This window comes from Chitinophaga sp. CC14 (assembly GCF_048957795.1).
In the GTDB taxonomy this organism is placed as follows: domain Bacteria; phylum Bacteroidota; class Bacteroidia; order Chitinophagales; family Chitinophagaceae; genus Chitinophaga; species Chitinophaga ginsengisegetis.
The window spans coordinates 273898-299869 of the sequence record NZ_JARBFY010000005.1; the positions used below are offsets into that span (position 1 = coordinate 273898).

General features: G+C 46.4%; 20 protein-coding genes. 8 read left to right on the forward strand and 12 right to left on the reverse strand.

All coding sequences use genetic code 11. From position 1 onward, the window contains the following. Positions 1-22: 22 nt before the first annotated feature. The 10 genes from PV783_RS20715 to PV783_RS20760 all read right to left on the reverse strand — a co-directional run bounded on the left by PV783_RS20715 (position 23) and on the right by PV783_RS20760 (position 15819). A complete protein-coding gene (locus tag PV783_RS20715; protein ID WP_420989410.1) occupies positions 23-2371 on the reverse strand; it encodes a Gldg family protein in 2349 nt (782 codons plus the stop codon). Positions 2372-2383: 12 nt separating this feature from the next. Beyond that, entirely contained in the window at positions 2384-4726 is a 2343-nt protein-coding gene (locus PV783_RS20720; RefSeq protein ID WP_420989411.1) for a Gldg family protein, read from the reverse strand. Between the two features lie 10 nt (positions 4727-4736). Continuing rightward, positions 4737-5666 carry an ABC transporter ATP-binding protein gene (locus PV783_RS20725; RefSeq protein WP_420989412.1) on the reverse strand — a complete coding sequence of 310 codons (930 nt, stop codon included), beginning with the start codon at positions 5664-5666 and terminating at the stop codon, positions 4737-4739. 65 nt (positions 5667-5731) lie between these two features. Further along, positions 5732-6199 carry a DUF2059 domain-containing protein gene (locus PV783_RS20730; RefSeq protein ID WP_420989413.1) on the reverse strand — a complete coding sequence of 156 codons (468 nt, stop codon included), beginning with the start codon at positions 6197-6199 and terminating at the stop codon, positions 5732-5734. A 106-nt stretch (positions 6200-6305) separates the two neighbouring features. After that, positions 6306-7037 carry an RNA polymerase sigma factor gene (locus PV783_RS20735; RefSeq protein WP_420989414.1) on the reverse strand — a complete coding sequence of 244 codons (732 nt, stop codon included), beginning with the start codon at positions 7035-7037 and terminating at the stop codon, positions 6306-6308. Between the two features lie 10 nt (positions 7038-7047). Beyond that, entirely contained in the window at positions 7048-8466 is a 1419-nt protein-coding gene (locus PV783_RS20740) for a RagB/SusD family nutrient uptake outer membrane protein (RefSeq protein ID WP_420989415.1), read from the reverse strand. A 16-nt stretch (positions 8467-8482) separates the two neighbouring features. Continuing rightward, positions 8483-12709, reverse strand: coding sequence for a TonB-dependent receptor plug domain-containing protein (locus PV783_RS20745; protein WP_420989416.1), 4227 nt, complete (start codon positions 12707-12709; stop codon positions 8483-8485). Positions 12710-12919: 210 nt separating this feature from the next. Then, complete coding sequence (locus tag PV783_RS20750) at positions 12920-14068, reverse strand: FecR family protein (protein ID WP_420989417.1); 1149 nt, start codon at positions 14066-14068, stop codon at positions 12920-12922. Between the two features lie 169 nt (positions 14069-14237). After that, positions 14238-14840 carry an RNA polymerase sigma factor gene (locus tag PV783_RS20755; protein ID WP_159454456.1) on the reverse strand — a complete coding sequence of 201 codons (603 nt, stop codon included), beginning with the start codon at positions 14838-14840 and terminating at the stop codon, positions 14238-14240. Positions 14841-14997: 157 nt separating this feature from the next. Then, positions 14998-15819, reverse strand: a complete 822-nt coding sequence (locus tag PV783_RS20760) for an alpha/beta fold hydrolase (RefSeq protein WP_420989418.1) — start codon at positions 15817-15819, stop codon at positions 14998-15000. Positions 15820-16051: 232 nt separating this feature from the next. Here PV783_RS20760 and PV783_RS20765 point away from each other — a divergent pair, with 232 nt between their 5' ends. The 5 genes from PV783_RS20765 to katG all read left to right on the forward strand — a co-directional run bounded on the left by PV783_RS20765 (position 16052) and on the right by katG (position 20628). Then, entirely contained in the window at positions 16052-16504 is a 453-nt protein-coding gene (locus tag PV783_RS20765) for an SRPBCC domain-containing protein (RefSeq protein WP_336389592.1), read from the forward strand. Beyond that, positions 16485-16808: an ArsR/SmtB family transcription factor gene (locus PV783_RS20770; protein WP_111579714.1), complete on the forward strand. Its 324-nt coding sequence runs from the start codon at positions 16485-16487 to the stop codon at positions 16806-16808. Before PV783_RS20765 ends, PV783_RS20770 begins: the two co-directional genes overlap by 20 nt. 11 nt (positions 16809-16819) lie before the next feature. Then, positions 16820-17278: an SRPBCC family protein gene (locus PV783_RS20775; RefSeq protein WP_420989419.1), complete on the forward strand. Its 459-nt coding sequence runs from the start codon at positions 16820-16822 to the stop codon at positions 17276-17278. A gap of 11 nt (positions 17279-17289) precedes the next feature. Then, a complete protein-coding gene (locus PV783_RS20780; protein WP_420989420.1) occupies positions 17290-18024 on the forward strand; it encodes an NADPH-dependent F420 reductase in 735 nt (244 codons plus the stop codon). Positions 18025-18351: 327 nt separating this feature from the next. After that, the gene (katG, locus tag PV783_RS20785) at positions 18352-20628 is read left to right on the forward strand and encodes a catalase/peroxidase HPI (protein ID WP_420989421.1); all 2277 of its coding nucleotides are present in this window, start codon (positions 18352-18354) and stop codon (positions 20626-20628) included. Between the two features lie 59 nt (positions 20629-20687). Here the strand turns inward: katG and PV783_RS20790 are convergent, their stop codons facing one another. Both PV783_RS20790 and PV783_RS20795 read right to left on the reverse strand, forming a co-directional pair. Further along, positions 20688-21077, reverse strand: coding sequence for an STAS/SEC14 domain-containing protein (locus PV783_RS20790; protein ID WP_111579710.1), 390 nt, complete (start codon positions 21075-21077; stop codon positions 20688-20690). Positions 21078-21171: 94 nt separating this feature from the next. Continuing rightward, the gene (locus tag PV783_RS20795; RefSeq protein WP_420989422.1) at positions 21172-22008 is read right to left on the reverse strand and encodes a hypothetical protein; all 837 of its coding nucleotides are present in this window, start codon (positions 22006-22008) and stop codon (positions 21172-21174) included. Between the two features lie 327 nt (positions 22009-22335). Here PV783_RS20795 and PV783_RS20800 point away from each other — a divergent pair, with 327 nt between their 5' ends. From PV783_RS20800 to PV783_RS20810, 3 genes are all read left to right on the forward strand, one after another. Next, on the forward strand, positions 22336-23958 hold the full coding sequence (locus PV783_RS20800) for an NADP-dependent glyceraldehyde-3-phosphate dehydrogenase (RefSeq protein ID WP_111579707.1): 1623 nt from the start codon (positions 22336-22338) through the stop codon (positions 23956-23958). Positions 23959-24046: 88 nt separating this feature from the next. Next, positions 24047-25057, forward strand: a complete 1011-nt coding sequence (locus tag PV783_RS20805) for an OmpA family protein (protein ID WP_420989423.1) — start codon at positions 24047-24049, stop codon at positions 25055-25057. Between the two features lie 149 nt (positions 25058-25206). Beyond that, a complete protein-coding gene (locus PV783_RS20810) occupies positions 25207-25968 on the forward strand; it encodes a hypothetical protein (RefSeq protein WP_420989424.1) in 762 nt (253 codons plus the stop codon). Positions 25969-25972: the final 4 nt, after the last annotated feature.

Below are 25972 nucleotides of genomic sequence, written 5' to 3' on the forward strand. Positions count from 1 at the left end.
TTTGTATTTAGTAAGCGTATCGTTATTTCCGTTTTCTGCGAATCAATAATATGATGCCTATTAACAGTATCACACCCGGCAGCACCCATATGTAGATGATTTTCTGCAAACCGGCCACTTCCGCATTAACCTGCAGACGGGTATCCTCCGGTTGCGGACGCGGTGTATAAACAGGGAACTGGTTATAGTTTAACCAGCTATAAAGCGCATTGCCGAAAAAGCTCTCCGCCAACCGGCGGTTACTCAAAAAATCAGCATCGCCACACACAATGATCCGTTGTTCTTTCCCGCGAACGGACCTTGTTAATTGCACAACGGTGGGAAAGGAAGCCTGTTTGATATCTCCCTCCAGCGGATTAAACGGAGGAAGCGTGGAATCCGTCACCAGGTTGCCCGCTTTCAGCCATACGCGATCCGGACTGGTCATAGCCAATGGCGCCACCGTAAAGGCACTATCCCTGGTGTAGGAAATTCCCGCAACACCCGGCATGAGTATTTTTATCGAATCGCCTGTCAAGTGCGCCTGTAGTCTCTCCCGTAATACCAGCATCGCGGGTTCTTCAGCAAGACCGGCACTCGTTGTTGTCAGATAGGGTTTTACCTTATCCGGGGTTTCATTATAAGTTGGCTGTACCAGCTGCCCATTCATCAGCTGCACGCCGATTTGCTGAAGCAGCGGGTTAAGTACATATTGTTTGCCGGGTTCACCGGTGATCAGCATATTACCACCTGCATCGATATATTTTTTAAGCTTTTCATACACAGCCGGGCTCAGGTCCATTTTGGGGTCGGCCAGTACAAGCGCCGTAATCCCGGCCGGAATGTTCTGCGTGGTAAGGTTGATGGTATCCACATTAAAGCCCACATTTATCAAAGCACGGCGGGCTGGTTTTGAAATGGTATGATAAGCATATTCCCGCTCCCCCATTTTATAAATATTGCGTTCGAGTTCACCGCTCACAAATAATAACTTTGGTATATCTCCATACAATAAGTGTTTAAGGGCTGCATTCATGTTCTGCTCGTCGGCCCATACAAAATCATCCTCAAAAGTGCGGAGGTATTCGGTGCGTCCCTTGTATTTTAATTGCATGATCAGGCGATAGCCCTCCGGTTTAAGGTCGATCAGCTTGCGCATTTCTTCCGGTGTTTTAAACATCGACAGATCCAGGTCCATCGCATCCGCATATTCCGCTGCAATCTGTTTCAGGTTTTTACCCGGAAGCATTTTATACAATGCACTGTCTGTTCCTTTCGCATCCGTATCGTAATAATATTCATACTTAAATGAGATGTTTGGTTTAAAACGTAAATAGGCTTCCCAGAAATTGCCCAGATAACTTACGTTCCGCACCTCGGGAAGTCCGTGGGCTACCAGGCGGTCTACCAGGTTGGTATACAGCGTAACTTCCAGCGTGGTATCACCCATTTCCTTCAGCAGCTGTTGTGTGCGGGGATGTATGGTATTCATTTTGGTGGCGGAGGTGTCCCAGTAACCGGTGAGTGCAGGGCGGGAAGTGATGTAGCCGGTCATAAGGGTTAATGCAAAAACGCCTGCAAACCGGCCCGCTTTTATGTACCAGGGCTTAACTTCCCGGCCATTCCGCAGTTTTATCAGCGTAAAGCCAACGAACATCCACGAAACCACTATAAAATAGATAACATCTTTCGTAGTAATCAGCCCCTGCAGCATTTTTCCTGTGCGGTTCTGAAGAGACAGGAAATAGGTAAGGTCCCTTACAAAATCATATTTCTGCCACAGGCCACCAATCCGGCTGAGAATAAAGATCACGGTAAAACTGGCGAGCGCTGATACGATCTGGTAAGTGGAAAGACTGGACATAAACAACCCGATGGCCGAATAAGCACATACAATCAGGTAAAATCCCAGGGCGGCGGAAAACAACACGCCGTAATCAGCATTTTTAATATTGAAAAAACCGGTGATCATAAAAATTCCGATGATCGCTATCAGCAGCAGGCTGTAAAGCATGATGCCCAGATACTTTCCCAGCACAATCTGCCTCAACTGAACCGGCGAGGAATACAATAACTTAATAGTTCCGTTATTGATTTCCCGGCTGATCAACCCCATCGTGAGCAAAGGAATAAAGAGATACAGATTTCCAATTGCACGGAGAAATATACCACCCGCCAGGAAAACCTTCAGGGTTAATGAATCCGCCGCCATCGATATTGTTGGCCTGGGATTGTTTTTCAGCACCATGTCCTGGTAAAGTGCCAGGTCATAAACAGGGCTCGTATAAACGAGCGCGCATTGCACTAAAAACACGATGATCAGAAACCATGCAATGGGTGAGTAAAACAAGTACCGGAATTCATTCTTTGCAATTCTAAATAATAACTTCATTGGTGCGCTTATTTATTTCCTTTTTCTCCTGATCAGCAATACGGTGCTCAGGAATAATAATATACCAGGCAATACCCACAGGTATGCTATTCTCTGTACCGTTGCCCTGGCCGGGCTAAGACTAAGCATATTGTCGCTGGCATACGGATAGTTTGAGTAAATCGGCATCCGGCCATCATTCAGCCAGCAGTAGAATGTCCTGCTCACCCAACTGGAGTATGATTTTTGGTCGCTGAGGAAGTCGGCATCTCCACACACAATCATCCGTTGTTCCCTGTTATTGATGTGCCGCGTTAGCTGAATACAGGTAGGGAAAGAGTTGATCTGAATGTCGCCTTCCTGCGGACTGAATACCGGGGCCACCGAGTCCGTCACAAATTTTCCGGCTTTTGACCATACGGCTCCGGGAACCGTTGCAAACAACGGCTTTGCGGCAAAACCACTGTCCCCGGAATTAACAATTCCCATAGCGGAAGGCATCTCTAATTTCAGCGAATCATCATACACCCCGTTGGTCCATAAACGATTCATCGGCAAGGCAGGGTTTTCCTTCGCCATACTGAGCCCTGTCGCCGTCATATAAGGCATCACCATATCCGGCGCGTTATTATAGCCGGGTTGCGCCAGCTTGCCGTTCACGTACTGAAAGCCTGTCTTTTGAAGCAGGGGGTTCAGAATATGCTGTTTACCAGGTTCGCCCATTATCAGCATATTGCCTCCCTTATCTATATAACTTTTAAGTTTGTTCAATACAGGGGCGCCTAAATCCATTTTAGGATCGGCCAGCACTACGGTGGTCACATCAGGCGCAATGTCCTGTGTAGCCAGGTTAACGGTGTCCACATCAAAACCGATATTCACCAATGCACCGGAATTATCTTTGCTTATTGTCTGTTGGAAAAACTCCCGTTCTCCGTTTTTATAAATGCTACGTTCCAGTTCTCCGCTGATGAAGGCTATTTTCGGCATTTTAGTACCCAGCAGCCGTTCCAGTGTGGCATCCATGTTCGGGGACCGGGGCCAGTCGCCATTGCCGTATGTCCGCAGGAAAACAGCGCGTTCTTTATATTTCAATTGCATCACAAGGCGGTAGCCTTCCTGTTTAAGATCAATGAGCTTGCGCATTTCTGCCGGGGGCTTAAAGTTGGATACATCCACCTTTAACACTTTTGCTACCTCACGGGCTATTTGTTCCAGGCTCTTTCCCGGAAACTCTTTAAAAATAGTGCCGCCCACACCGGTGCTGTCAGCGTCGTAATAATATTCATACTTAAAGTGGATGTTCCGGTTAAAACGAAGGTAATTTTCCCAGCAGCGTTCCAGGTAAACATTGCGCCATTCCGGAAGGCCGGCCTGTGCGCCTGCGCCAAGTAAGTTGGTGTAAAGCGTTACCTCGAGCGGGCCGTCGTCGAACGATTTAATAATTTTTTGTGAGTGTGGAAGGAGTGTGTTCGTTTTCCCGGCGGTGGTGTCCCAATACCCGGTAAAGCGGGGACGTGAACTAATGTAACCGATCAACAGGCCGGACAGAACCACCGCCACGTACCTGCCGGCTTTTACAAACCAGGGTTTGGCTTCCCTTTCGCCCTGCAATTTTAATAATGTAAAACTGACAAACAGGTAGATGATAGTGATGTAGTAGATCACATCTTTGGTAGTAATCAGGCCGGTCACCATTTTTTCGGTACGTCCCGCAATAGACAGGAACCAGGTAAAGTCTCTTACAAAATCATACTGCTGCCATAAGCGCCCGATATTCATTAATGCAAAAAACACCGTAAAACTGGCAATCGCGGACACAATGGGATAAGCCGTTAAACTGGACATGTAAAAACCGATGGCCGTAAAAGCGCACAACAACAGGTAAAACCCCAGCAGTGTCGATAACAGCGGGCCATAGTCCAGCGATTTGATATCAAAAAACCCGGAGATAATAAAAATGCTGAGGATAAGCACCAGCAGCAGGTTATAGATCATAAGGGCAAGATATTTCCCCAGGATAATCCGGCTTAGTTTAACCGGTGAAGAGTACAGCAGTTTAATGGTACCACTGTTGATTTCCCGGCTAATGATACCCATCGTAAGAAGGGGTACAAACAAATAGATACTTTGCAATACATTAATCAGGATGCCGTCGTTGTCCAGGAAAATACTCGAAGTTACAGAGTCCGTGGCACGGTAAACCCAGTTAGGATCATTGGAATACGCCAGGTGGGCGAGTTTCGCCCAGGAATAGGTGGTGCCTGTATAAAAATACGCGCACATCACCAGGAAAACAATCAGCAGAAACCAGGCTATTGGTGAATAGAACAGGTTACGAAGCTCATTCTTTGCTATTTGAAATATCGTCTTCATTAGTTACGCTTTATTGTGGAGACTGGGAGGATAGTTGTTTGAAAACATCATCGAGCAGCCCCTTATCAAGCGCTATCTCTTTTAATTTCCATCCCTGTTCCACGCTCGCTGTGATCAGTCGCTCCGAAATATCTTCATGACTGCCATCGAAATAAACCCTCGCTTGTTTGTTCGTCAGAAATTCCACCTGGGTAACACCCTGTATTTTTAACAGGTCGCTTTTCGGCGGCGGGTTTTCCATGCGTAAGAGCATAATTTTTGACTGCACGTAATTATTGAATGCGTCCATACTGTCTGAAAACACCATCCGGCCGGCCTCTATCATGATAATCTCTTTGCAGAGCAAATTGATTTCAGACAAGATGTGCGAGGATAAAAGCACGGAATGGTCAATGGCTATTTCCCTGATGAGTTTTCTCGCTTCAATCAGCTGGTTGGGATCAAGTCCGTTGGTGGGTTCATCCATCACCACAAGTTTTGGCTTATGAATAATCGCCTGCGCAATGCCTACCCGCTGACGGTAACCACCTGACAGGTTTTTGATAAGCCGGGAGCTGAAGTGCGTGATACCACAACGCTCCTTCGCTTCTTCCACGGCCGGTTTGATCTTACCTGTATCCATCAGCCTGAGTTGCGCGCAGTAAGTCAGGTATTCGTCGATAGTAAGATCTGTATACAACGGAGGATTCTGTGGCAGAAATCCTATTTCTTTCTTCGCTGCTTCCGGATATTTTCTGAGATCAATACCATTGATATACACGCTTCCTTCCGTTTGATTCAACACACCGCAAATAATATTCATGGTAGTGGATTTTCCCGCGCCATTTGAGCCCAGTAAGCCTACAATGCCTGATTGTTCCACCTCAATATTGATGTCGCGTATGGCCCATGTGCTGTTATACCGGTGAGAAAGATTCTCCGTTCTTAAAATGGAAGTCATAAAATATTCGTTTGACAATTTGCTTGTTAAATACTCCGCGCAACAGCGGCGGCTTATACGGTAAACTAGCGGCTCTGAGGACCGCCGGCAGCAGGAGCATTCAGTTTATTCAATTCTTCTGCGTGTGCCTGCAGGTTGGCGCTCATCATTTGCGCGGATTCCATCTGTAACTGGGCGGCAGTGGTCAGCTGTTTCTTTCCGGCCGATGTTTTGTAAAATGCGGTCAGCACCTCTATTTCTTCCGTGGTATAATATTTTGCATACAACTTCAGCAAGTCATTTTTGCAGGCAGGATACGACGCATACCTGATAAAAAAAGCACGTACATCTTCCTTCTTGCCAGCCAGCTGCGCTGAACCCGCAGCAGTTTGGTCTGCCGCTGCAATAGCTGATTGCATATAGGCTTGTTCCAGGTTCATCGCAGCAAACAACTGCTCTATTTTCTGATATTGTTTTGTGCTATCCTGTTGTGCTTTTGCAGCAAATGTTCCGCAAATCATCATAGCGGCCAGTAAGAGCGTTCTTGTTTTCATGTTTTTTATTTAATTGTTGAATAATTTCTTTGTCAACAGACATAGCAAGTTCCTTTTCATGAAATGCTCCATGAATTCATTCACCCATCCGGATTAATGACCTGCCTTATTTCAGCTTCAGTTTCATTAATTCAGACGCACCTGATTTTAAAGGGAATATTGGTTTGCTGTTTGCCTGTTGCTGTATAGTATATAAACTATCAGACGCTGCTTTTGTACTAGTGCGATTAAAAAATATATTGTTAAAAACAAAAAATAAAAAGAAGAGGGTAACACCGCCGATGTTTTCTTTTATAAACTGAACGGCCCTGCTCAGATGGTTTTTAACCGTATGTGGAGAGATCTTTAAATGATGCGCAATTTCATCCCTGGTGAGCCCGTCCACTTTGCTCAGATGGTATACGGCCTGTTGTTGTTCAGGCAGGCGGGCGTATATTTTATTAAAAACGACCCTGGTTTCTTTTTGTACCAAACGTTCTTCCACTTCAGTGGCAAATTCCTGCTGTGATGTGCGCAAAGAAGCATACACCCTGGTTTTGAAGGATTCTCGTTTCAAATGCCCCATAGCTAAATTAGTGGCTACTCTGTACAACCAACCACCCAGGTTATCAGGCGTTATTGTCACACGCTTTTCCCACAACCTCAGAAAAGTTTCCTGTACAATATCTTCTGCTGTTTGCCGGTTCCTGGTGATATAAGTAACAATGGTGAGCAGCTTGGCAGAATGATGCTGTACGATTGCACTAAATCCTGCCTCGTCTTCAAAACACATACGATCTGTTCCCGTTTCTTTGATGGAAAATAACTGATTCTCTATCGACTGGTTCATCGTTATCATGACGCTTATTTTACCGTGGGTTCTGTATAATAGAGGGGTTATTAGCAATAATGAGAGGAGAAAAAGGCATCAGGTAACGCGGTGAATTAGCGGCTAATGTGGCCTTCAACGTAGTACCGTTATCGGCGAACCTTTGCAGGGTTTGTGCAAAGCGGCTATCCCTGTTCAGCCGTTTCAGGTCAAAAAGCCGTAGCCCACCATAACAGAAGAGTTCTCTTCTTCTTTCCTGTAATACCGTGGTCAGTACATCTGTGGTGCTGCCCAGCGGCTCATAGGTAATCAGGCGGTTTTTTCTGAGCTCATTGACTAACGCCAGTGCCCCTGCTGCATCTTCCTGCCTGGCGAGGCATTCGGCTTTTATCAGCATTACCTCCGGCACACCGAGGCTATAATTAAATGCCACTGCACTAAAGTTGCCGCCGTTGATATAAAGACCGCCATCTGCGAAATTGCTGAGTAACCTTATATCATTGCTATCCAGTACGGCACGAAGTGTAGGGCTAATATGAAAAGCAGTATGCCGGATATTGTAGAAATCATAATCCACACATAGCCTGGCAAGTAATATTTCAGGATTCTTCGACAGATCCAGCAAACTGGAAGGCGCTACATAATCCCGGTTGTATTTCAGCAGCTGGCTGTTAATCGTTAATGCTGATTGCGCGGCGTTGAGTGCGTCGGGGTATTTAGCCATATTCAGATAAATTCTTGCCAGTAATGCATACCCTGCTGCTTTACCGGGATGCACCACATTCTGCCCCATACCGGGTAAACCGGGTGTAGCTACTGCAGCTGTCAGATCCGCGATGATCTGGTCGTACACCTGTTGTACAGTGGCCCTTACCGGCTGGTCACTGGCATCAGGAAGCAATACCAAAGGAACAGCCAGATCAGTGGCGGCTGTTGCCGCCTGGTAATCTGATCCATACAAACTGGCTAATTGCAGATAATACCATGCGCGGTTAATTTGCGCCTGCGCGCGGATCACACTTTTCTGTTCTTCACTCCCCGTTGCCCGGCCGATCCGCTCCAATACAATATTCATTTGCAGAATACGGGTATATGAAGCGTTGTACATAAAGTCGGACTCACCTGGTTTCCAGATGGTTTGTTCCCATAAATAAGACCGGGTATAGGATGAAACGGCGTCGGCAGACAGGTGTACATCTTCCAGCCGCACATCATCACTCATAAAGTCCGCCAGCAGATAATTGCATAGCGCCAGGGAATCACTGTTCAGCATCTCTTCAAAGTCCCTGATGGTGGTAGGATTGATGCTGGTGGTGTTGGGACGCACATCAAAGAATTTTTTGCAACCAGGCAACAGGAACAGGAGTACGCAAAGCGCAGCCATCATCACTCCTCTTACATCCATGCTTCGCAGCAGGAAATCTGACAGGTTACTATGCCGGAGAAATTTTCTTTTCATATTTGTTGTCGCTTGTTTAAAATTTCATATTAACAGTGAACATATATTGCCGGGTATTAGGTAGTTCTATCTCCCCTGTATTGGCCACGGTTTCAGGATCTACATGCAGCCTGTTGCTGGTCCATAAAGCAGCATTCAACATTTGCAGGGATACGGTGAGATCCTTGATAAAATAACGCTGCAGCATTTTACCGGATAGCGCCTGCCAGCCTATCTGCACTTCCTGCAAACGGATGTTATCTGCAGACATAATACTGTTGGTAGAATTTTGAATGATGAATTTCCGGGTACTGCCTTCATCTCCATTACCCGACATCGCTGCGATATCTGTAAATGCCTCGTCTCCCGGCTTCCGCCAGCGATCCCGGATCAGGAGGCTGTTATCCTGGGTTCTCGACGGAGACGGCAGGTATTCCCGCATCACATGACCAAAATTGAGCAGCAGTGTTGCCCTCAGAAAAAAACCTTTATAGTCCCATTCCTGTATAAGGCCACCTGTAAAAGGCGGACGGGTAACGCCGCTGTAGACCAGTGAAGAAGCCAGTGTGGCGCTGTCAGGACTGGCAGTACTTTGCCCCTTGGCGTCATATATCCTGGGGCTCCCGGTAGCATCCAGTCCGGCCCAGCGATAGCTCCAGAGATTCTCTGTGCTGTAACCATTACGATAGTCTGTGAGGTAGCGTGAGGTTTGTGAGAAATTTACCAGGGGTACATCTTTCGCAATATTTTTATTATAGGCGCCATTAAGGGTAATCACATACTTAAAATCTTTCTGCTGCAGTACTTTTATTTGCAGGTACATCTCCACTCCTTTTTTGACGATCTCACTATAACTGATTTTTGTTCCTAACCCTGTAGAAGGATCGGTAGGAACAGGAATAAAATTATTGAGCCCGGCCGTGTTTGTCTGGTAATAACGGATATCGAAAAGATAACGGTCATTGGCTAATCCCAACGTTGAATGCACTTCCATGTTTTTTACCGTTGGCGGAAGCTGCCCGAAGCTGTTATTTACCGCCATGGTGAATCCGCCACCGGATAAAGGAGCGTTGGTACCTGCCATTATTTCCATACCCTGGTAGGCACTGATATTTTGCAGGGTAAAATCCACCAGCAATTTGCTGATGGCGCCGGCATGAAAATAGGATTCCCTGGCGATGTCATAAGCAACCCTCATATTTGTTTGGGGATTCCCGTCCAGCGAATAGCCATAACCTGCGTATAAATGCAGGAGCCCCTGCCTTAGCCTCACCCGTGCGTTTGCACCCACATAATTTTTTATTTCGTAGCCGCTGGTGGTTTTGTCTCCGCTATTGTTATTATTGATGCGTAAACTATTATAGCTGATATCAAAAGTATAACGATCCTCCAACAGGCCTATCCCCAGTTTCTCATACACGTTGTATGAACTTTGCCCGCTTTGCTGGGCTGGTGTGAAATTGACAACCCAAACCCCGTAGTTATTCCAGTTGCTTTGAAGATCCCGTTGTGCAGTAATTTGCGTGGGTAAACCGGGAAGGCTGATTCCATCCACGCCGGCAGTCAGGGCTACATTGGTGATCCAGGAAGGAACCTGGAAAAAAGGCTGCCTGCTTAAACGCCAGGTAGCATCCGCGGAGTAGTTGGTAAGGTTGGTATAGGGACGGGGATTGCCATAGTTAGGACTTAACGTTGTATTGTACTTGCCATTTAGTATATAGGTATCGTTATAGGAATAAGAAAAGCTGCCGTTCCAGTTGAGCCCCCGTGAGATGATGGTATCGCCCGCTGCCGGAGTCAGTAATGTATTTGGATAAACCATCCTGCCATAGGTACCTTCCCAATACCTGTCGGGCAGGCTAAACAAGTTAAGAACACCTGCTGTGGGGTCCGGAGAGGGCAACAGCACCGCCTGGCCCTGACGGGTTTGTTTATTATAGCCATAGATGGTGGCATAAGAAGGACTACGTGACGCATTACCAAAACCGCCGCCGCCAATTGATGCAGAAAAGTAATGCTTCCCGAAATTCTTGTTAAACAGCAAAGCGGATCGCAGGTTCCAATCCTTGTTTTTTAAAGATGATTTTTTCATAATGCCGCCGCGGGGCACATAAAAATCAATGCCGGTAACGGCGCCATAGTCGTCGAATGCAGGGCTTCCATATTCATTTACCAGCTGCCTGGCCGGGCTGGAAACAGCATCCAGCAGGTTTTCTGTTCTGCCATTCAGCAGATCATATTGCAGTGAAGTGGACCACCGGAGAGATGGCAGGATATCCCAGTCGGTATTCAGCCTTGACTGCACCTGGAGGTTTTTGCTGATCTGGCTGTTTATCCGTGCATCCTCCAGCACATTGGCGCCATAGTCTTCATACCCGTATTTCTTAAGGGCGGTATTGGCATCCGGGTTAAAGGTGGAATAATCGTATACATACTTTCCGCTTACCGGATCAACGAGCAACTGGTAAGGTTGCAAACTGCGAAAGTCGGAGTTAGCACCGGTCCTGGCTGTGTTTTGGGAAACATTTATATACCATTGCGCGCGCAGTTTGTTTTTAAATAATAAGAAGTCATTGTTCATATTCAGGCTGAACATCCGGCTGTAGTTACCCAGGGCGGTAGAACGGGTGGTATTGTAAATGCCGGCCGCCCTGAAACGCCAGGCATTGCTGCCTCCTGAAAGGGTGAGCATCTGGTTTTGATTAAAGGAGTTTTGTTGCAGCTGCCTTAACTGGCTTTCATTGGATAGCCTGCCCAGCGAATCCAGTTGGGTATTATAGTCATGCTCAGACAGGGCGCCTATCTGCCACCCATAGAATATACGCTCAGCAGAATTGAGACTAAAAGCTGTACGTGGATCATTTTTACTTCCCAGCACCATAAAACCCGAATCGGATGCGGACTTTAAATAGTCCACGATATCGGCGGAAGAAGCAAGACGTAGCTTACTGCGGTTAAACCGGGGCGCCGCTGCATAATTTAAGTTGGAACTATAGCTGAGCTGTAGTTTTCCCTTCACAGCGCGCTTGCTGGTGATCATAATAATGCCTCCCGTGGCCCTGGGTCCCCATTTGGTCAGTTCTTCCGGATCTTTGATCACTTTAACAGATTCTATATTGGTCATCGGGTAATTGGCGGGGAATCCATCCTGCGCAAAACCATCAATGATGATCAGCATACCCGACGTGTTACCACTAAATCCACTTACTCCTCTTAATTGGGGAATCAGGCCGTTATTACCAACGGAAGTGCTGTAATTAAAACGAACGCCATCTACACCTTTCATAGAATTGATCCACGAATCAAAGGTGGGATAACCTGTTGACGCATAGATGCTTTGATATTGGTTATAGTGTGCCCGCAAAGCGGCTATGGTTGGCGTGTAGGTACCTGTTACAGGCACCCCCCTCCCGGTAAAATCGATGGATTGCAATGTCTGCTGGCTTTGAGAAGAATTTTGCAAAGTGAGACCGGGGATGCTGCCCTGTAATAACTGCCCCAGGTTCAGGTGCGTCCGGTGCGTCATGTCGATGGTGTCCGTAAAAGGTATTCTTTTCCGGCTCATGTCAATGTCATCGATCACTACGGCATTCATCTCTATGGGCGCCACTTTCATCGTTACTTTCAGACTCACTTCCCCATTGTATTTTACTTCCACATTCCTGTGTCCAATGGCGCTGAATACCAGCTTATCGCCCTTTTGCCCATATACTTCAAAAGTTCCGTCTGCATTGGTAACCGCAAATGTTTTCTGGTGCGACCCGCCGGATATGCTGGTAACAGTTACACCTTGTTTAGGATTACTAACTGAATCAACCACCACCCCCCATATAAGGATGTCTTCGTCGGGCAATGCTGCCGGCGCCGCAGTTTCACCACTGGCGCCTTCTGCTCCGGCAGTTTTTCTTTTAATGCCGATGTTATTACCGGAGATAATGTAAGATAATGGTTGGTTTTTCAGGCAAATTTCAAGTACGTCACGGATACCGGCATTGCTCACATTGATGGTTACCGGGGCTGTTTTATCCAGCACACCTTTCTCATAAAAAAAGATATAGTCGCCTTGTTTTTTGATAAGATTGAATATCTTTTTCAAAGGCGCATTCTTCTCATTCAGCGTAATTTGTTGCGCCGTTGCTGCAGTACCTGCGAAGATGCCCGCAAATAACAATACTGATACCGTAATTGTCTTTAAGAGAAAAATCTTAGTCAGCTTTTTGTTATGTTTAAAAAATACAGGGACCTGTAATGAATAAAAATTCATAGTTTTGAACTGTTTTGGGTTCATAATTAATTTACTTTTTCAAACGCCTTGTTGGAAAAAGGGTTGCCCAAAGCCTTGCCGGATGCGCCGCGAACGCTTCCGGCTTTTTTTTGCAAGCCTTTTGGTTGATATTAGTTATTCACATGACTTAAAAAATACTTCCTTAAAATATTCGTGTTACCGGAGAAGGGAACGGCAGCGAAATGTATGCTACGGTTTTACGACAATCTTTTTCCCTTCCACTACAAAGTTTACATTGGCAAATTCCAGTACCTTTAAAAGTTCTGCCAGGCTGGATTTCCGGGAGATGCCCCCTGCGAACTGCCTTTGAGGGATGTTCCCTTCAAAAACAACATCTACATTATACCAGCGGGATACCTGCCGCATGATAGTCCGGATATCGGCATTTTCAAAAACAGTATACCCGTTTTTCCAGGCAATTATATCTTCTACGTTTACATTTTCAATGACGCTGAGCGTATTATTTTTTTCTAACTGCGCCTGTTGGCCCGGCGCAAGTATTTTCATTTGGTTGCCGGCGCTTACTTTTACTGCGCCTTCCAGTAATGTTGTTTTAGCATCGGGTTCGTCGCTGTAAGCATTGATGTTAAAATGCGTACCCAATACTGTTATATTCATTTGGTTCACTTGTACATTAAAAGGTTTGCCGGGATCTTTTGCTACTTCAAAATATACTTCCCCCGTAATGGCAACATCCCGCTTCCTGCCTGTGAAAGCAGTGGGGTAGCTAATGGAAGAAGCCGCGTTCAGCCACACATTGGTGCCATCCGGAAGCTGCAGCTTGTATTGCCCTCCCCGTGGTGTTGACAACGTATGATATTCCGCCACATTCGCTTTTCCCTCGTAATTCAGCATACCACTGTCGTTGTTCACTTTAAAATTCCCATGCTGAACAATATTACCGTGGGCACTATCCAGGGTGATCTCCTGCCCGTTGGCCAGCGTCAGTACGGCACGATTGCTGCCCGGAGGTATATCAGCCATGGCTAACACCGGGGGAGCAACTTTGGTATTGCCGGAGCGATAAAACCACCACCCTGCCCCCAGCAGTATGGCAAGCATAGCTGCCACAGACCACCATCTTCTGAAAAGGGGTACCACCCGCGTCGTTTTCTCCACTGGCGGATACTTCAGAATAGTATCCAGTACCGGCTGCCACTTTTCAGGTGTAAACCCTTTATCAGCACCGGCTTCTGTAAACGCAGGCGCCAGCAGGGCATACCAGTCCACCTCAGGGCGGGAGTCGATGATATCCAATAGCTGTAGCCTCTCCTCTTCCGTGGACAGATCATTTATATATCGTTCTAACAACTGTTTTATATGGTCGTCCTGTATCACAGTGTACGTTTTATCCCGGCCAGGCCAGGTCGTTCTTAGTAATAGACACAAAAAATGGATACCGGTACTCCTCCGGGTTACATTTTTTTTTAAGAATAATACATAGGAAGTGTTTGTTGCAGGCGCCGTGCTAAAAACAGGCAGGTAGATAGGCGTTGGGAATATGGCGTTAATGCATGATGATCTCCATAAAAAAGATGCCTGCTATTAAAGTTCCCTGATCTTTTAGTATAGACTCCTGTATATGCCGCAATGCAATACGCAGCTGGTTTTTTACGGTATTCTCTGAAATCTGGAGCAGGTCGGCAATCTCTTTTCGTGACAACCCCTTTTCCCTGCTTAACTCATAGATCCTGCGGCGTTGCTCGGGTAGCCCGTCTACCGCTTTGTGGATCGACTTTCTCAGTTCCTGTACAGTAAACTGTTCTTCAGCGGTGGCTTCATGGCTCGGTACATCCAGGTACATATCCTGTAATACATGCGCCTCCGTTTTATTACGTTTCAGGTGATTGATAGAGAAATTAGTTGCCATGCGGTAGATGTAGCCGGAAAGGTTGGTAACAGCGGTCAGCCCTTTTCTATTTATCCAGAGCTTTAGAAATACTTCGGCTACCACATCTTCAGCAGCGGCTTCATCTTTTACTATTTTAAGTACAATGGGATGAATAATAGCACCGTAATGGTAAAACAGACGGGTAAAGGCCTCTTCGTCTCCCTCCGAGATCTCTATAACTAGCTTCTCTTCATCATATGAAAAAGTACCCGGCAGCAAAGTGGCTTTAGATGTTAAGATAACAAGATAATCCTTTGCGGGAAAAATATCAAACTAATTTTACCGGCTCCCGCAAACCAGCAAACAAAAAAGCGTGATACAATCCGAAAGAATGTATCACGCTTTTTGACCTGTATGGTGCTGATATCTTACTATGTTATGATTTGATAAATGCCAGTAGATCCTTGTTGATCGTGGCAGCTTCAGTAGTGGGCATACCGTGCGGGAATCCCGGATAGGAAATGAGTTTTCCATTTTTTAACAGGCCCACCGCCTTTGCTCCGGAAATGGGGAACGGAACGATCTGGTCATCTTCACCATGCAGTACCAGCACGGGAATATCCACACTTTTAAGATCTTCCGTAAAATCTGTTTCAGAGAATGCCTTAATACAGTCGTAATGTGCTTTGATGCCTCCCATCATGCCCTGGCGCCACCAATTGTCTCTCACACCCTGCGATATCTTTGCTCCTTCACGGTTGTACCCATAAAATGGCAGCGTAAAATCCTCGAAGTATTGGGCGCGTTGTGTAGCGGTATTTTTTCTGATTTCATCAAATACCGATAATGGTACGCCATCGGGGTTGTTGGCTGTTTGCACCATCAGCGGAGTTACTGCGCTGATGAGGACCGCTTTTGCCACACGGCCTTTACCATGTTTCGCAACGTAACGGATTACTTCCCCGCCGCCCGTTGAATGGCCAACGTGGATGGCGTCTTTTAAATCAAGCGCTTTGGTAAGCTCTGCTACATCGGCTGCGTAAGTATCCATTTCATGGCCATTGGCGGTTTGACTGGATCTTCCGTGACCTCTCCGGTCGTGAGCAATAACCCGGTAGCCCTGCTCCAGGAAAAACATCATTTGCCCGTCCCAGTCATCACCGGACAATGGCCAGCCATGATGAAAAACAATAGGCTGGCCTGTTCCCCAGTCTTTGTAATAAATTTCGGTACCGTCTTTTACTGTGATTTTACTCATTTTGTTTGGCTTTATTTATTTGGTGATAAGTTTTTCAGCTGTTATCAATTTAAGCCTGTTTAGCTGGAATTCTTACCTGCTAACAAAGATTTAATAAATGTTGTTCGTCTGACACCCAAAAAAATATCAGCCATACAGCTGGTGTTTATCTCGCTCTTCTGCCATCTCTAAAAAAATATTTGCGTAACTCAAAAGTTACACATACTTTTATGTAACCTTAAAGTTACTTATTATGATAAAGACAATTAAACACCAGTTCTTCTTCCCGCATCCGGCTGAAACGGTTTGGAACTACCTTACCCAACCGGAGCTGATGGAGCAATGGTTGATGAAGAATGATTTTCAGCCCATCGTGGGACTCGACTTCCAGTTCAGAACAAACCCGGTACCCAGCCTCGATTTCGACGGGATCTTTTACTGTAAGGTATTAGAGGTTGTTCCTTTTAAAAGGCTCTCCTATTCATGGAAGTGCGGCCCCGGCGATGGCAAAATCACGCTGGATTCTGTAGTACTATGGAAACTGGAAGCAAAGGACAACGGCACGGAGCTTTTCCTGGAGCACAGCGGTTTCACGAAAGAAGAAAACCTGAGTATGCTCAACGCACTGACTGATGGCTGGCTTAAGAATATTCACAAAATCGCGGAACGTATAAACAAGGCACAACATGACAACACCAACGCTTGACGTATTCCAGGTAATCGGCGATCCGAGCAGGCGGAAGATGCTGATGCTGCTCTCGGAAGATAGTCTGACCATCAACAGCCTGGCAGACAATTTTGACATGAGCCGTCCCGCCGTTTCAAAGCACATTAAAATATTGCACAACGCAGGCTTTATCTCTATCCAGGATATTGGCCGGGAACGGTATTGCACGCTGAAACAGGATGGGTTTAAGGAATTGCAGCACTGGATCTCCTACTTCGATAAGTTCTGGACTACGAAACTGAAAAAATTAGAGACTTTATTAAATAACAAGTTATCCAATTAAAAATCAACAAAATGACTGCATCAGATTTTAACACGATACTTCTGGCAGATCAGACGCCGGCAGAAGTATTCAATGCCATCAACAATGTTCGCGGATGGTGGTCCGAAAATATTGAAGGCGGTACCACCCGGCTCAATGATGAATTTACTTATCAGTTCAAAGACGTTCACAAGTGTACCATGAAGTTAATAGAAGTGATCCCGGATAAAAAAGTCGTTTGGCTGGTACTCGACAACTACTTCAATTTCACGGAAGATAAAACAGAATGGACCGGTACAAAAATTGAATTTGAGATCTCTGAAAAAGAAAACAAAACACAACTTCATTTCACGCACCGGGGACTGGTACCGGCCTATGAATGTTATAATATTTGCTTTGATGCATGGACCCACTATATCAACGATAGTTTGCGCAACCTGATCACTACGGGCAAAGGTCAGCCGAATCCCAAAGAAAATATCCCCGCATAAAATACAACGCTATGAATATAGGAATTATCGGCGCGGGTGCTATCGGAAGCTGGCTGGCATCAAAACTGGTTGCATTGGGACATACCGTTTCCATCGCCAACTCCCGTGGCCCCGCATCGTTAAAACAACTGGCTGAAAACATTGGGGCAACCGCAGCTACGGTAGAAGAAGTCACCCAAAATAAAAAGGTGATCATCGTTACCATCCCTCAAAAAAGTATCCCCGATCTCCCCAAAAACATCTTTAAAAATCTACCCGATGACGTGGTGGTTATTGACACGGGAAATTATTACCCCACCCTGCGCGACGGAATCATACCGGCGCTGATTCAAGGCGGTATCGATAGCCTGTGGGTGCAGGAGCAACTGGGCATTCCCATTATCAAAGTATTTAATTCCATCGTGATAGAAAGCCTGGAAAGCAAAGGCCAGCCCAAAGGCGCTAAAAACCGCATCGCACTGGCGGTTTCAGGCGATGATACCGCTGCAAAGGAAGTAGTATTTAAACTGGTCAACGACATAGGCTTCGATTCTTTCGACATCGGTACTATTGCCCAATCATGGAAGCAGCAGCCCGGTTCAACTATTTATTGCAGGGACATCACGCTTGAAGAATTAAAGAAAAGAGTGGACGCTATGGGAACCGCATGGTCCGATATGCGTAATGTGATCATCACCAAACGGAACACCGACGAACTACTGATGAAAACAGACTATCCGGCTTACCTGAAAAGCCTGCAGGATTAAACGTAATTTTTAGCGGCCTCTGCCTGCCTGAGTGCATTGATAGTGCATTAACAGTGCATGAGGAGTGCATGAGGAGTGCATGCGAACAGTATAGATAGTGCATGGATAGTCCATGCGCTACCCATGTCCGACGCACCGGAGAAGTATCCGGGAAGTAATAGATAGCCCCCACCCCGTTAATAAGTCACCCACCCACAAATAGATTTTAACTATTGAAATATAGAAATTAATTGATTGTGATTATTCTTTCTATATCATAACTTTATCATTATGCACAACTAAAAGGTGCAGGTAAGTGTTCTTTCAATACCATAAAAACTTCTAAAAATGGGAACAGAATCAAACGACATCAGTAAATGTCCGTTTCATAATGGCAGTATGAAGCACAATGTTGGCGGTGGTGGCACCAGGAACCGGGACTGGTGGCCTAACCAGTTAAAGCTGAGTATCCTGCGCCAGCATTCCTCCAAATCAAACCCGTTGGGTGAAGATTTTAACTATGCCGAAGCCTTTAAAAGCCTCGACCTGGAAGCAGTGAAGAAAGACCTTCATGCACTTATGACCGACTCACAGGATTGGTGGCCGGCCGACTTCGGGCATTATGGCCCCCTGTTCATCCGCATGGCATGGCACAGTGCAGGTACCTACCGTGTAGGTGATGGCCGTGGCGGCGCAGGCTCAGGACAGCAACGTTTCGCGCCGCTTAACAGCTGGCCCGATAACGTGAGCCTCGATAAAGCCCGCAGGTTGCTTTGGCCCATCAAACAAAAATATGGTAACAAAATTTCATGGGCGGATTTAATGATCCTCACCGGCAATATAGCGCTGGAATCAATGGGCTTCAAAACATTTGGTTTCGCCGGCGGACGTAAAGACGTATGGGAACCGGATGAAGATGTATACTGGGGCTCCGAAACCACCTGGCTCGGCGGCGACATACGCTATGCACATGGCTCCGCCGGTGTGGAAGAACATCACGGCGTAGTAGTATCAGATGATAATGCAGATGGCAATATCCACTCCCGCAACCTGGAAAAACCACTCGCGGCCGTGCAAATGGGACTCATCTATGTAAACCCGGAAGGCCCCGATGGCAACCCCGACCCAATTGCGGCTGCTAAAGATATCCGTGATACTTTTGGCCGCATGGCCATGAACGACGAAGAAACAGTTGCCCTCATCGCAGGCGGCCACAGCTTTGGTAAAACCCACGGCGCTGCACCTGCTACCCATGTAGGCAAGGAACCGGAAGCCGCCGACCTTGAAATGCAGGGCCTCGGCTGGAAAAACAGCTATGGCTCCGGTAAAGGCGCCGATACAATTACCAGCGGACTTGAAGTAATATGGACGAAAACACCCACCAAATGGAGCAATAACTTCTTTGAAAACCTCTTTGGTTTTGAATGGCAGCTTTCTAAAAGCCCCGCCGGCGCGCACCAATGGGTAGCTAAAGATGCAGATAGCATTATTCCTGATGCATACGACAGCGCTAAAAAACATTTACCCACCATGCTCACCACCGATCTATCTTTAAGATTTGATCCGGTTTATGAAAAAATATCCAGGCGCTTCCTGGAAAATCCCGATGAATTTGCAGATGCTTTTGCCCGCGCATGGTTTAAATTAACGCACCGCGATATGGGCCCCCGCGCCCGTTACCTGGGCCCCGATGTGCCACAGGAAGAACTGCTTTGGCAGGATCCTATCCCTGCAGTTGACCATGCATTGATAGATGAAAAAGATATTGCAGCCCTGAAAGCAAAAGTACTGGCATCAGGATTGAGCGTATCAGAACTGGTTTCCACAGCATGGGCGTCTGCCTCTACCTTCCGTGGCTCCGACAAACGCGGTGGCGCCAATGGCGCCCGCATTCGCCTGGCTCCCCAGAAATACTGGAAAGTGAACAATCCAACACAGCTGCAAAAAGTACTGGATACATTGGAAAGCATTCAGAAAGAATTTAATAACGCCCAGTCCGGCGGTAAAAAGGTTTCACTGGCAGACCTCATTGTACTGGCCGGCGCCGCTGCGGTGGAAAAAGCAGCGAAAGATGCTGGACATACCATCACAGTTCCTTTCACCCCCGGTCGTATGGATGCTTCCCAGGAACAAACCGATGTTGAATCAGTAGGCTTCCTGGAACCTGTTGCAGATGGCTTCCGCAACTACCGCAAATCAAAATTCCCCGTATCTACAGAAGAATTGCTGATAGATAAGGCGCAACTGCTCACGCTTACTGCGCCGGAATTAACCGTATTGCTGGGTGGTATGCGTGTGCTGAACACTAACTTTGATGGTTCTAAACATGGCGTTTTCACAACGCGCCCGGGCCAGCTTACCAACGACTTCTTTGTAAACCTGCTCGACATGGGCATTGCATGGAAAGCAGTTGCTGAAGACAGGGAACTTTATGAAGGCAGCAACCGCGCCACCGGCGAAGTAAAATGGACCGGTACCCGTGCAGATCTCGTGTTGGGCGCTAACGCAGAACTCAGAGCTAATGCAGAAGTATACGGAAGTGCAGATGGTCAGGAAAAGTTTGTGAAAGACTTTGTAGCAGCCTGGAATAAAGTAATGAACCTCGACAGGTTTGATCTTGCTTAATTAGTGAGAAGAATAACAGGAGCCTCCGTCACCGGGGGCTCTTTTTTTATGCAAACACGTTAAAGATACTGCTGCAGCCACTCCTTCGCCTCCGCATCATTCGTAAACGACTTCATCGGGATAGGAGGCGTTTTCAACTTAAATAAAATATTCATGATCAGCTTTGACAAGCCTGGTTTTGAAACCATCGCCATGGCAGTATAAACATGAGGCAGCTGTTCTGCTGAAAACTTCCTGGTCTCTTTATCGGGAACAGGGGAATTAGTAAGATAAATCAGCAACGGTACTTTTTTATTCCCGGTAATCTGTTTTACCAGTGCAATATTGCGTGAAATATTCTCCACCGTTCTCAGCGTGCTTTTTGAGTAGGAATATAAAATACCGGTATTATCATAATAATAGTCCGCTATTTCTCCCTCAATAAGTTGAATGTTGTCAGGCGGGTTCATGTTATTATAATTGCTGTTTTATTTCACCGTGTAATTTACTTTTTTAAATCCATCATCAATAACCACGATTACGGACACCGGTTGAATTCAACCGTTAAAACAAACTCCCCTGTATCACCGCCGGCGGCATAGTAGGATGAAACAACCCAACAATGGTAAACGGCTGCCTGGAACCGGCGTGTGCATTTTGCGTAGTACCCAGGAAGAAATACAAATCGGTATTCCTGGCATATTCCTGCAGGTATTTCTTCCTGACCTCATGAATGGCTTTCTGCTCCTTATCAGCACCACGCTGCTTTTTCAGGCTTTTCCAATACAGTGATGCCAGCTCCCAGTCTTCCACCGGCAGGGTAATTTCTTCATTTCTGCTATCGGTAAAACGGAAGGAAAATTTGTAGGGCAGCTTTTCCATCACGGCAAAAGGATCTTCCGGTTGTTCAAATACCTGGCCCCGGTACATCTCTTCCTGTAGGATCTTCAACCGGTCGCTGTTCCATTCCCGCTCTGTTTCTTCTATCACAAAATCCAGTATCCGCGCAGGTTTGAATACAGCCAGTGAGGTATAAAATGCTTCGTGTTTCGCTTCCATGATCACCGTGGAAAAGTCGCGGTATACATTCTTCAGCACAATGGCCTTCCGTTCCTGCCAATGCTCTTCCGTGCCCAGATGCCCCATCTTTTTTACCGGTGCATCCATTGTTACCGGTCTGAAACTTTCCAGCCGGAAGTCCCTGTTGTTCCGCACCAGGTCCAGCTCTACCCAGTTGTAGAGCTGATATTGTTCTTCATAGGTTTTCTTTGAAAAAGGGATGGGATATATCCTGATAAAAACACCATCTTCCCTGAAACCGGCGATGCTAACCTGTTCATCATAATGGGAAGATACGGTGGGATAACTTTTAACGGTGATCAAAACTTTTGTCAAGGGCATGCGCAAGATGTTTTATAAAATATGCAAATGGTTTCGCCGGTAGCTGGTGATGGAGCTACTATAAATGTTTTTCTTTTCCTGTGAATGATGGATAATAAAACGATTTGCGGTGACCTGTTTCCATGATGCGCTGTATTAATTTTCTCCTGTAAAACATCCGGCGAAATTAGGTGAATCGTTGAAAATAAAAAAGTTAGCACCGGTACAGCCAATATTTTTCATCTCCCAAAAATCTATCTTATAGATTTTCCCCACACCCCGATCGAAACATTCTATGTTTATTATCTGGTCTGTTTTGTGTAATTTGTACGCATAAAATTTTAACACATGAGTTTTCAAGATGAGCTGAAGAAACTTTTTGTTGAAGAAAATGAAATACCCGAAGAGTTCCGTATTTCTGAAATTCATCAGAGAGAATACCTGGTAAACGGGGAAATGAAACAATGGGATGGGCCGGTGAGTGAAGTGTACTCCCCTATCAACATTCCAACGGCAGATGGCCTGAAACGCAAACTGATAGGCACTTACCCGTTAACCACCGAAAAGGAGGCGTTTGAAGCGCTGAATGCCGCCCTCTCGGCGTATGATAACGGTCGCGGCGAATGGCCTACGATGCGGCTGGATGAGCGCATCAACTGTCTTTCTGTATTTGCCCGCAAAATGACGGAGCAACGCACCCTGATCGTAAAACTGATCATGTGGGAAATCGGGAAATCTTTTGCTGACTCCATCAAAGAATTTGACCGCACCATAGAATACATCAACGCCACTATAGATGCGCTCAAAGAAATAGACCGCAGCTCTTCCCGCTTCGAAATCAAGGAAGGCACCATCGCACAGATCCGCCGTTCACCATTAGGGGTCGTACTCTGTATGGGCCCGTTCAACTACCCGCTGAATGAAACCTTTACCACGCTGATTCCTGCGTTGCTCATGGGCAACACCATCCTTTTCAAACCGCCGAAACACGGTACACTGGTGCACTACCCATTGTTACGCGCATTCATGGAGTCTTTCCCGAAAGGAGTGGTAAACACCATATATGGCCGCGGCGCCGCCGTGATACCCGGTATCATGGCTACCGGTAAAATCAATGTACTGGCCTTTATCGGTTCCAGTAAAGTAGCCAACGATCTGCGCAAGCACCATCCCAAGCTGAACCGGCTGCGCGCCGTGCTGAGCCTGGATGCCAAAAATGCCGCCATCATTACACCACACGCGGATATACAGGTGGCCGTGAATGAATGTATCCTCGGTGCGTTATCGTATAATGGTCAACGTTGTACCGCCATCAAAATATTATTTGTACACCGTTCTATTGCTGACGAATTCAATGCCCGCCTCGGTGAGTCCATCAGCAAAATGAAATTCGGTATGCCCTGGGAGAAAGGCGTACAACTTACACCGGTAGCGGAACCCGGCAAACCTGCCTATATCCGTGAAGTACTGGATGACGCCATCGCTCACGGTGCGGCCGTTGTTAATGAAAACGGTGGCGCTACCAACGAATCCTTTGTATTCCCGGCAGTGGTATACCCGGTGAATGATAAGATGACACTCTACCGCGAGGAACAATTCGGACCGGTAATTCCTGTAGTGCCTTATGATGATATAGAAGAAACGATCAACTACCTGATCGAGTCGCCACATGGCCAGCAGGTAAGCATCTTCAGCAACAATCCTGATGAAGTGGCTACACTGATTGATCCGTTGGTAAACCAGGTAAGCAGGGTGAATATCAACAGCCAGTGCCAGCGCGGACCAGATGTATTCCCCTTCACCGGCCGGAAAGACAGTGCAGAAGGCACACTCTCTGTGCATGATGCCCTGCGTTCATTCTCTATCCGCTCACTGGTAGCTACAAAGATGAACGACACCAATAAAAAACTGCTGGAAGATATTGTGAATGAACACAGCTCCGACTTCCTCAGCACCAATTTCATTTTCTAAAATACCTGTATTTTTGCGATATGATGATGGACTTCGTTAAAATGAATCATTAACCCGCATCATATACAATCTTTAAAAAGTATCCATTATGAATATTCGATCACTATTCTTCGGCATTTCCGCTTTGGTCTTTGCATACGCCTGCAATAATGAAGGAAAGCAACAGGCCGCCACTGCCGATTCTACACCGAAGACGGATGTTGTTACTCCCACTGAAGAAAAGCAAGAAAAAGGAACAACCGCTTTTAACATTAATGACGTTCCGGTATCAGAGAAAGAACTGGGCCCTTTCCCCTTTTTTACTTTACCGGAAGGACTAACCACAATGAATAAACCGGTTGAACGCAAGTTTGACCGTCTTTTCTTCGCCATAGATGGTAAAATGACCCCGTTAGAGGGTCGTATATGGAAAAGTAATGTTGTCGAAATAAAACAGGATGATTGGTCTCTTCCATTCTTTGAGAAAAGTTATGATGAAGCAATCAAAGCTGCCGGTGGAGTAAAGATATTTGACGGGTCAATTACCCAGGAAGAATACGACCGTTACAGCCAGGGAGCTTCTTACCTGGGAGAAGATGGTTCTATCGGCTATACAGAAGAGAATATCAAAACTTATATCATCCGCCGGGCCAATGGAGGTGATATCTATATCCAGCTGACGGGCAATTCCGCACAAGGCAAGCTCGATATCTTACAGCAGGAAGGATTTAAACAAACCATTACTATGCTGAAAGCCGATGAAATAAGTAAAGAACTCAATCAGAAAGGCAAAGCAATACTATATATCAACTTCGACACAGACAAATCCACGCTGAAGCCGGACGGCAAAGATGCTGTGGCAGAAATTACAAAGGCGTTGAAAGCAAGCCCCGGTTTAAAGGTTGCGGTTAACGGTTATACAGACAACACCGGCAACGATGCACATAATCTCCAGTTGTCCAAAGACAGGGCGAAAGCAGTATTGGATGCATTGGTTTCATCCGGTATTGATAAGTCCCGCCTGAGTTCTGAAGGATTTGGTTCCCTGCAGCCAATTGCAGACAATAGCTCAGAGGAAGGCAAAGCGAAGAACAGACGCGTGGAGCTTGTAAAGAAGTAGGCAGTTAACTACCTCAAATAACAAAGCGGCGTTTCCTGGTGAAACGCCGCTTTGTTATTTGACCTATACGAAAAACAGGAATCGCCTGAGGTTACCCCCTACTTTATGGAATCCGGCATTTGCTACGTCTTATGTTGAAAATTCCCCCAATGCTCAGATTTATCATGTTTTCCTGTATCCTGTTCACCGGAATAAAAGGATATTGCCAACCGGCATCCATCCACGTATTGGTAGCGCTCTGCGACAACAAACACCAGGGTATCGTAAAAGTACCCGAGAAGATCGGGAATGGCCAGGATCCTGCGAATAACCTCTACTGGGGCTGTGGGTACGGGGTGAAGACTTTTCTAAAAAAACAAACCGACTGGCAATTCATCAAACAAATCCCTCGTCCGCACAACAATATATATGAACGGATCATTTTCAGGCACAAAAGAACCCATGTTTATCTCATCGCTGATGCTTATGACGGGGCTAAGATGAAAGAAACCATCACTGATTTTATGCAGTATGCAGCAGGCCGGAATAAAGAAAGGATTAATGTGGATACCGCTACTATCCGGACCGGTGGCTATGCGGGACTAATTGTATTTATAGGCCATAACGGGCTAATGGATTTCGCGCTGAACCAGGTTCCTCAAAAAGCGGATAACCAGCGAAGGGACATCGCTATATTTGCCTGTGCGAGCAAGCCTTACTTCTACGAAGCTATCCGGCAAACAGGCGCACATCCCCTGATCTGGACCACACACCTGATGTCCCCGGAAGCATATACGCTGGTACCTGTGATCAATGGATGGATACAGCAGGAAAAATCTGCCGCCATTCATGAACAGGTTGCACAGGCGTATCACCAATATCAGCATTGTGGTATAAAAGCGGCAAGAAAGCTGTTTGCCACCGGATGGTAGCCAA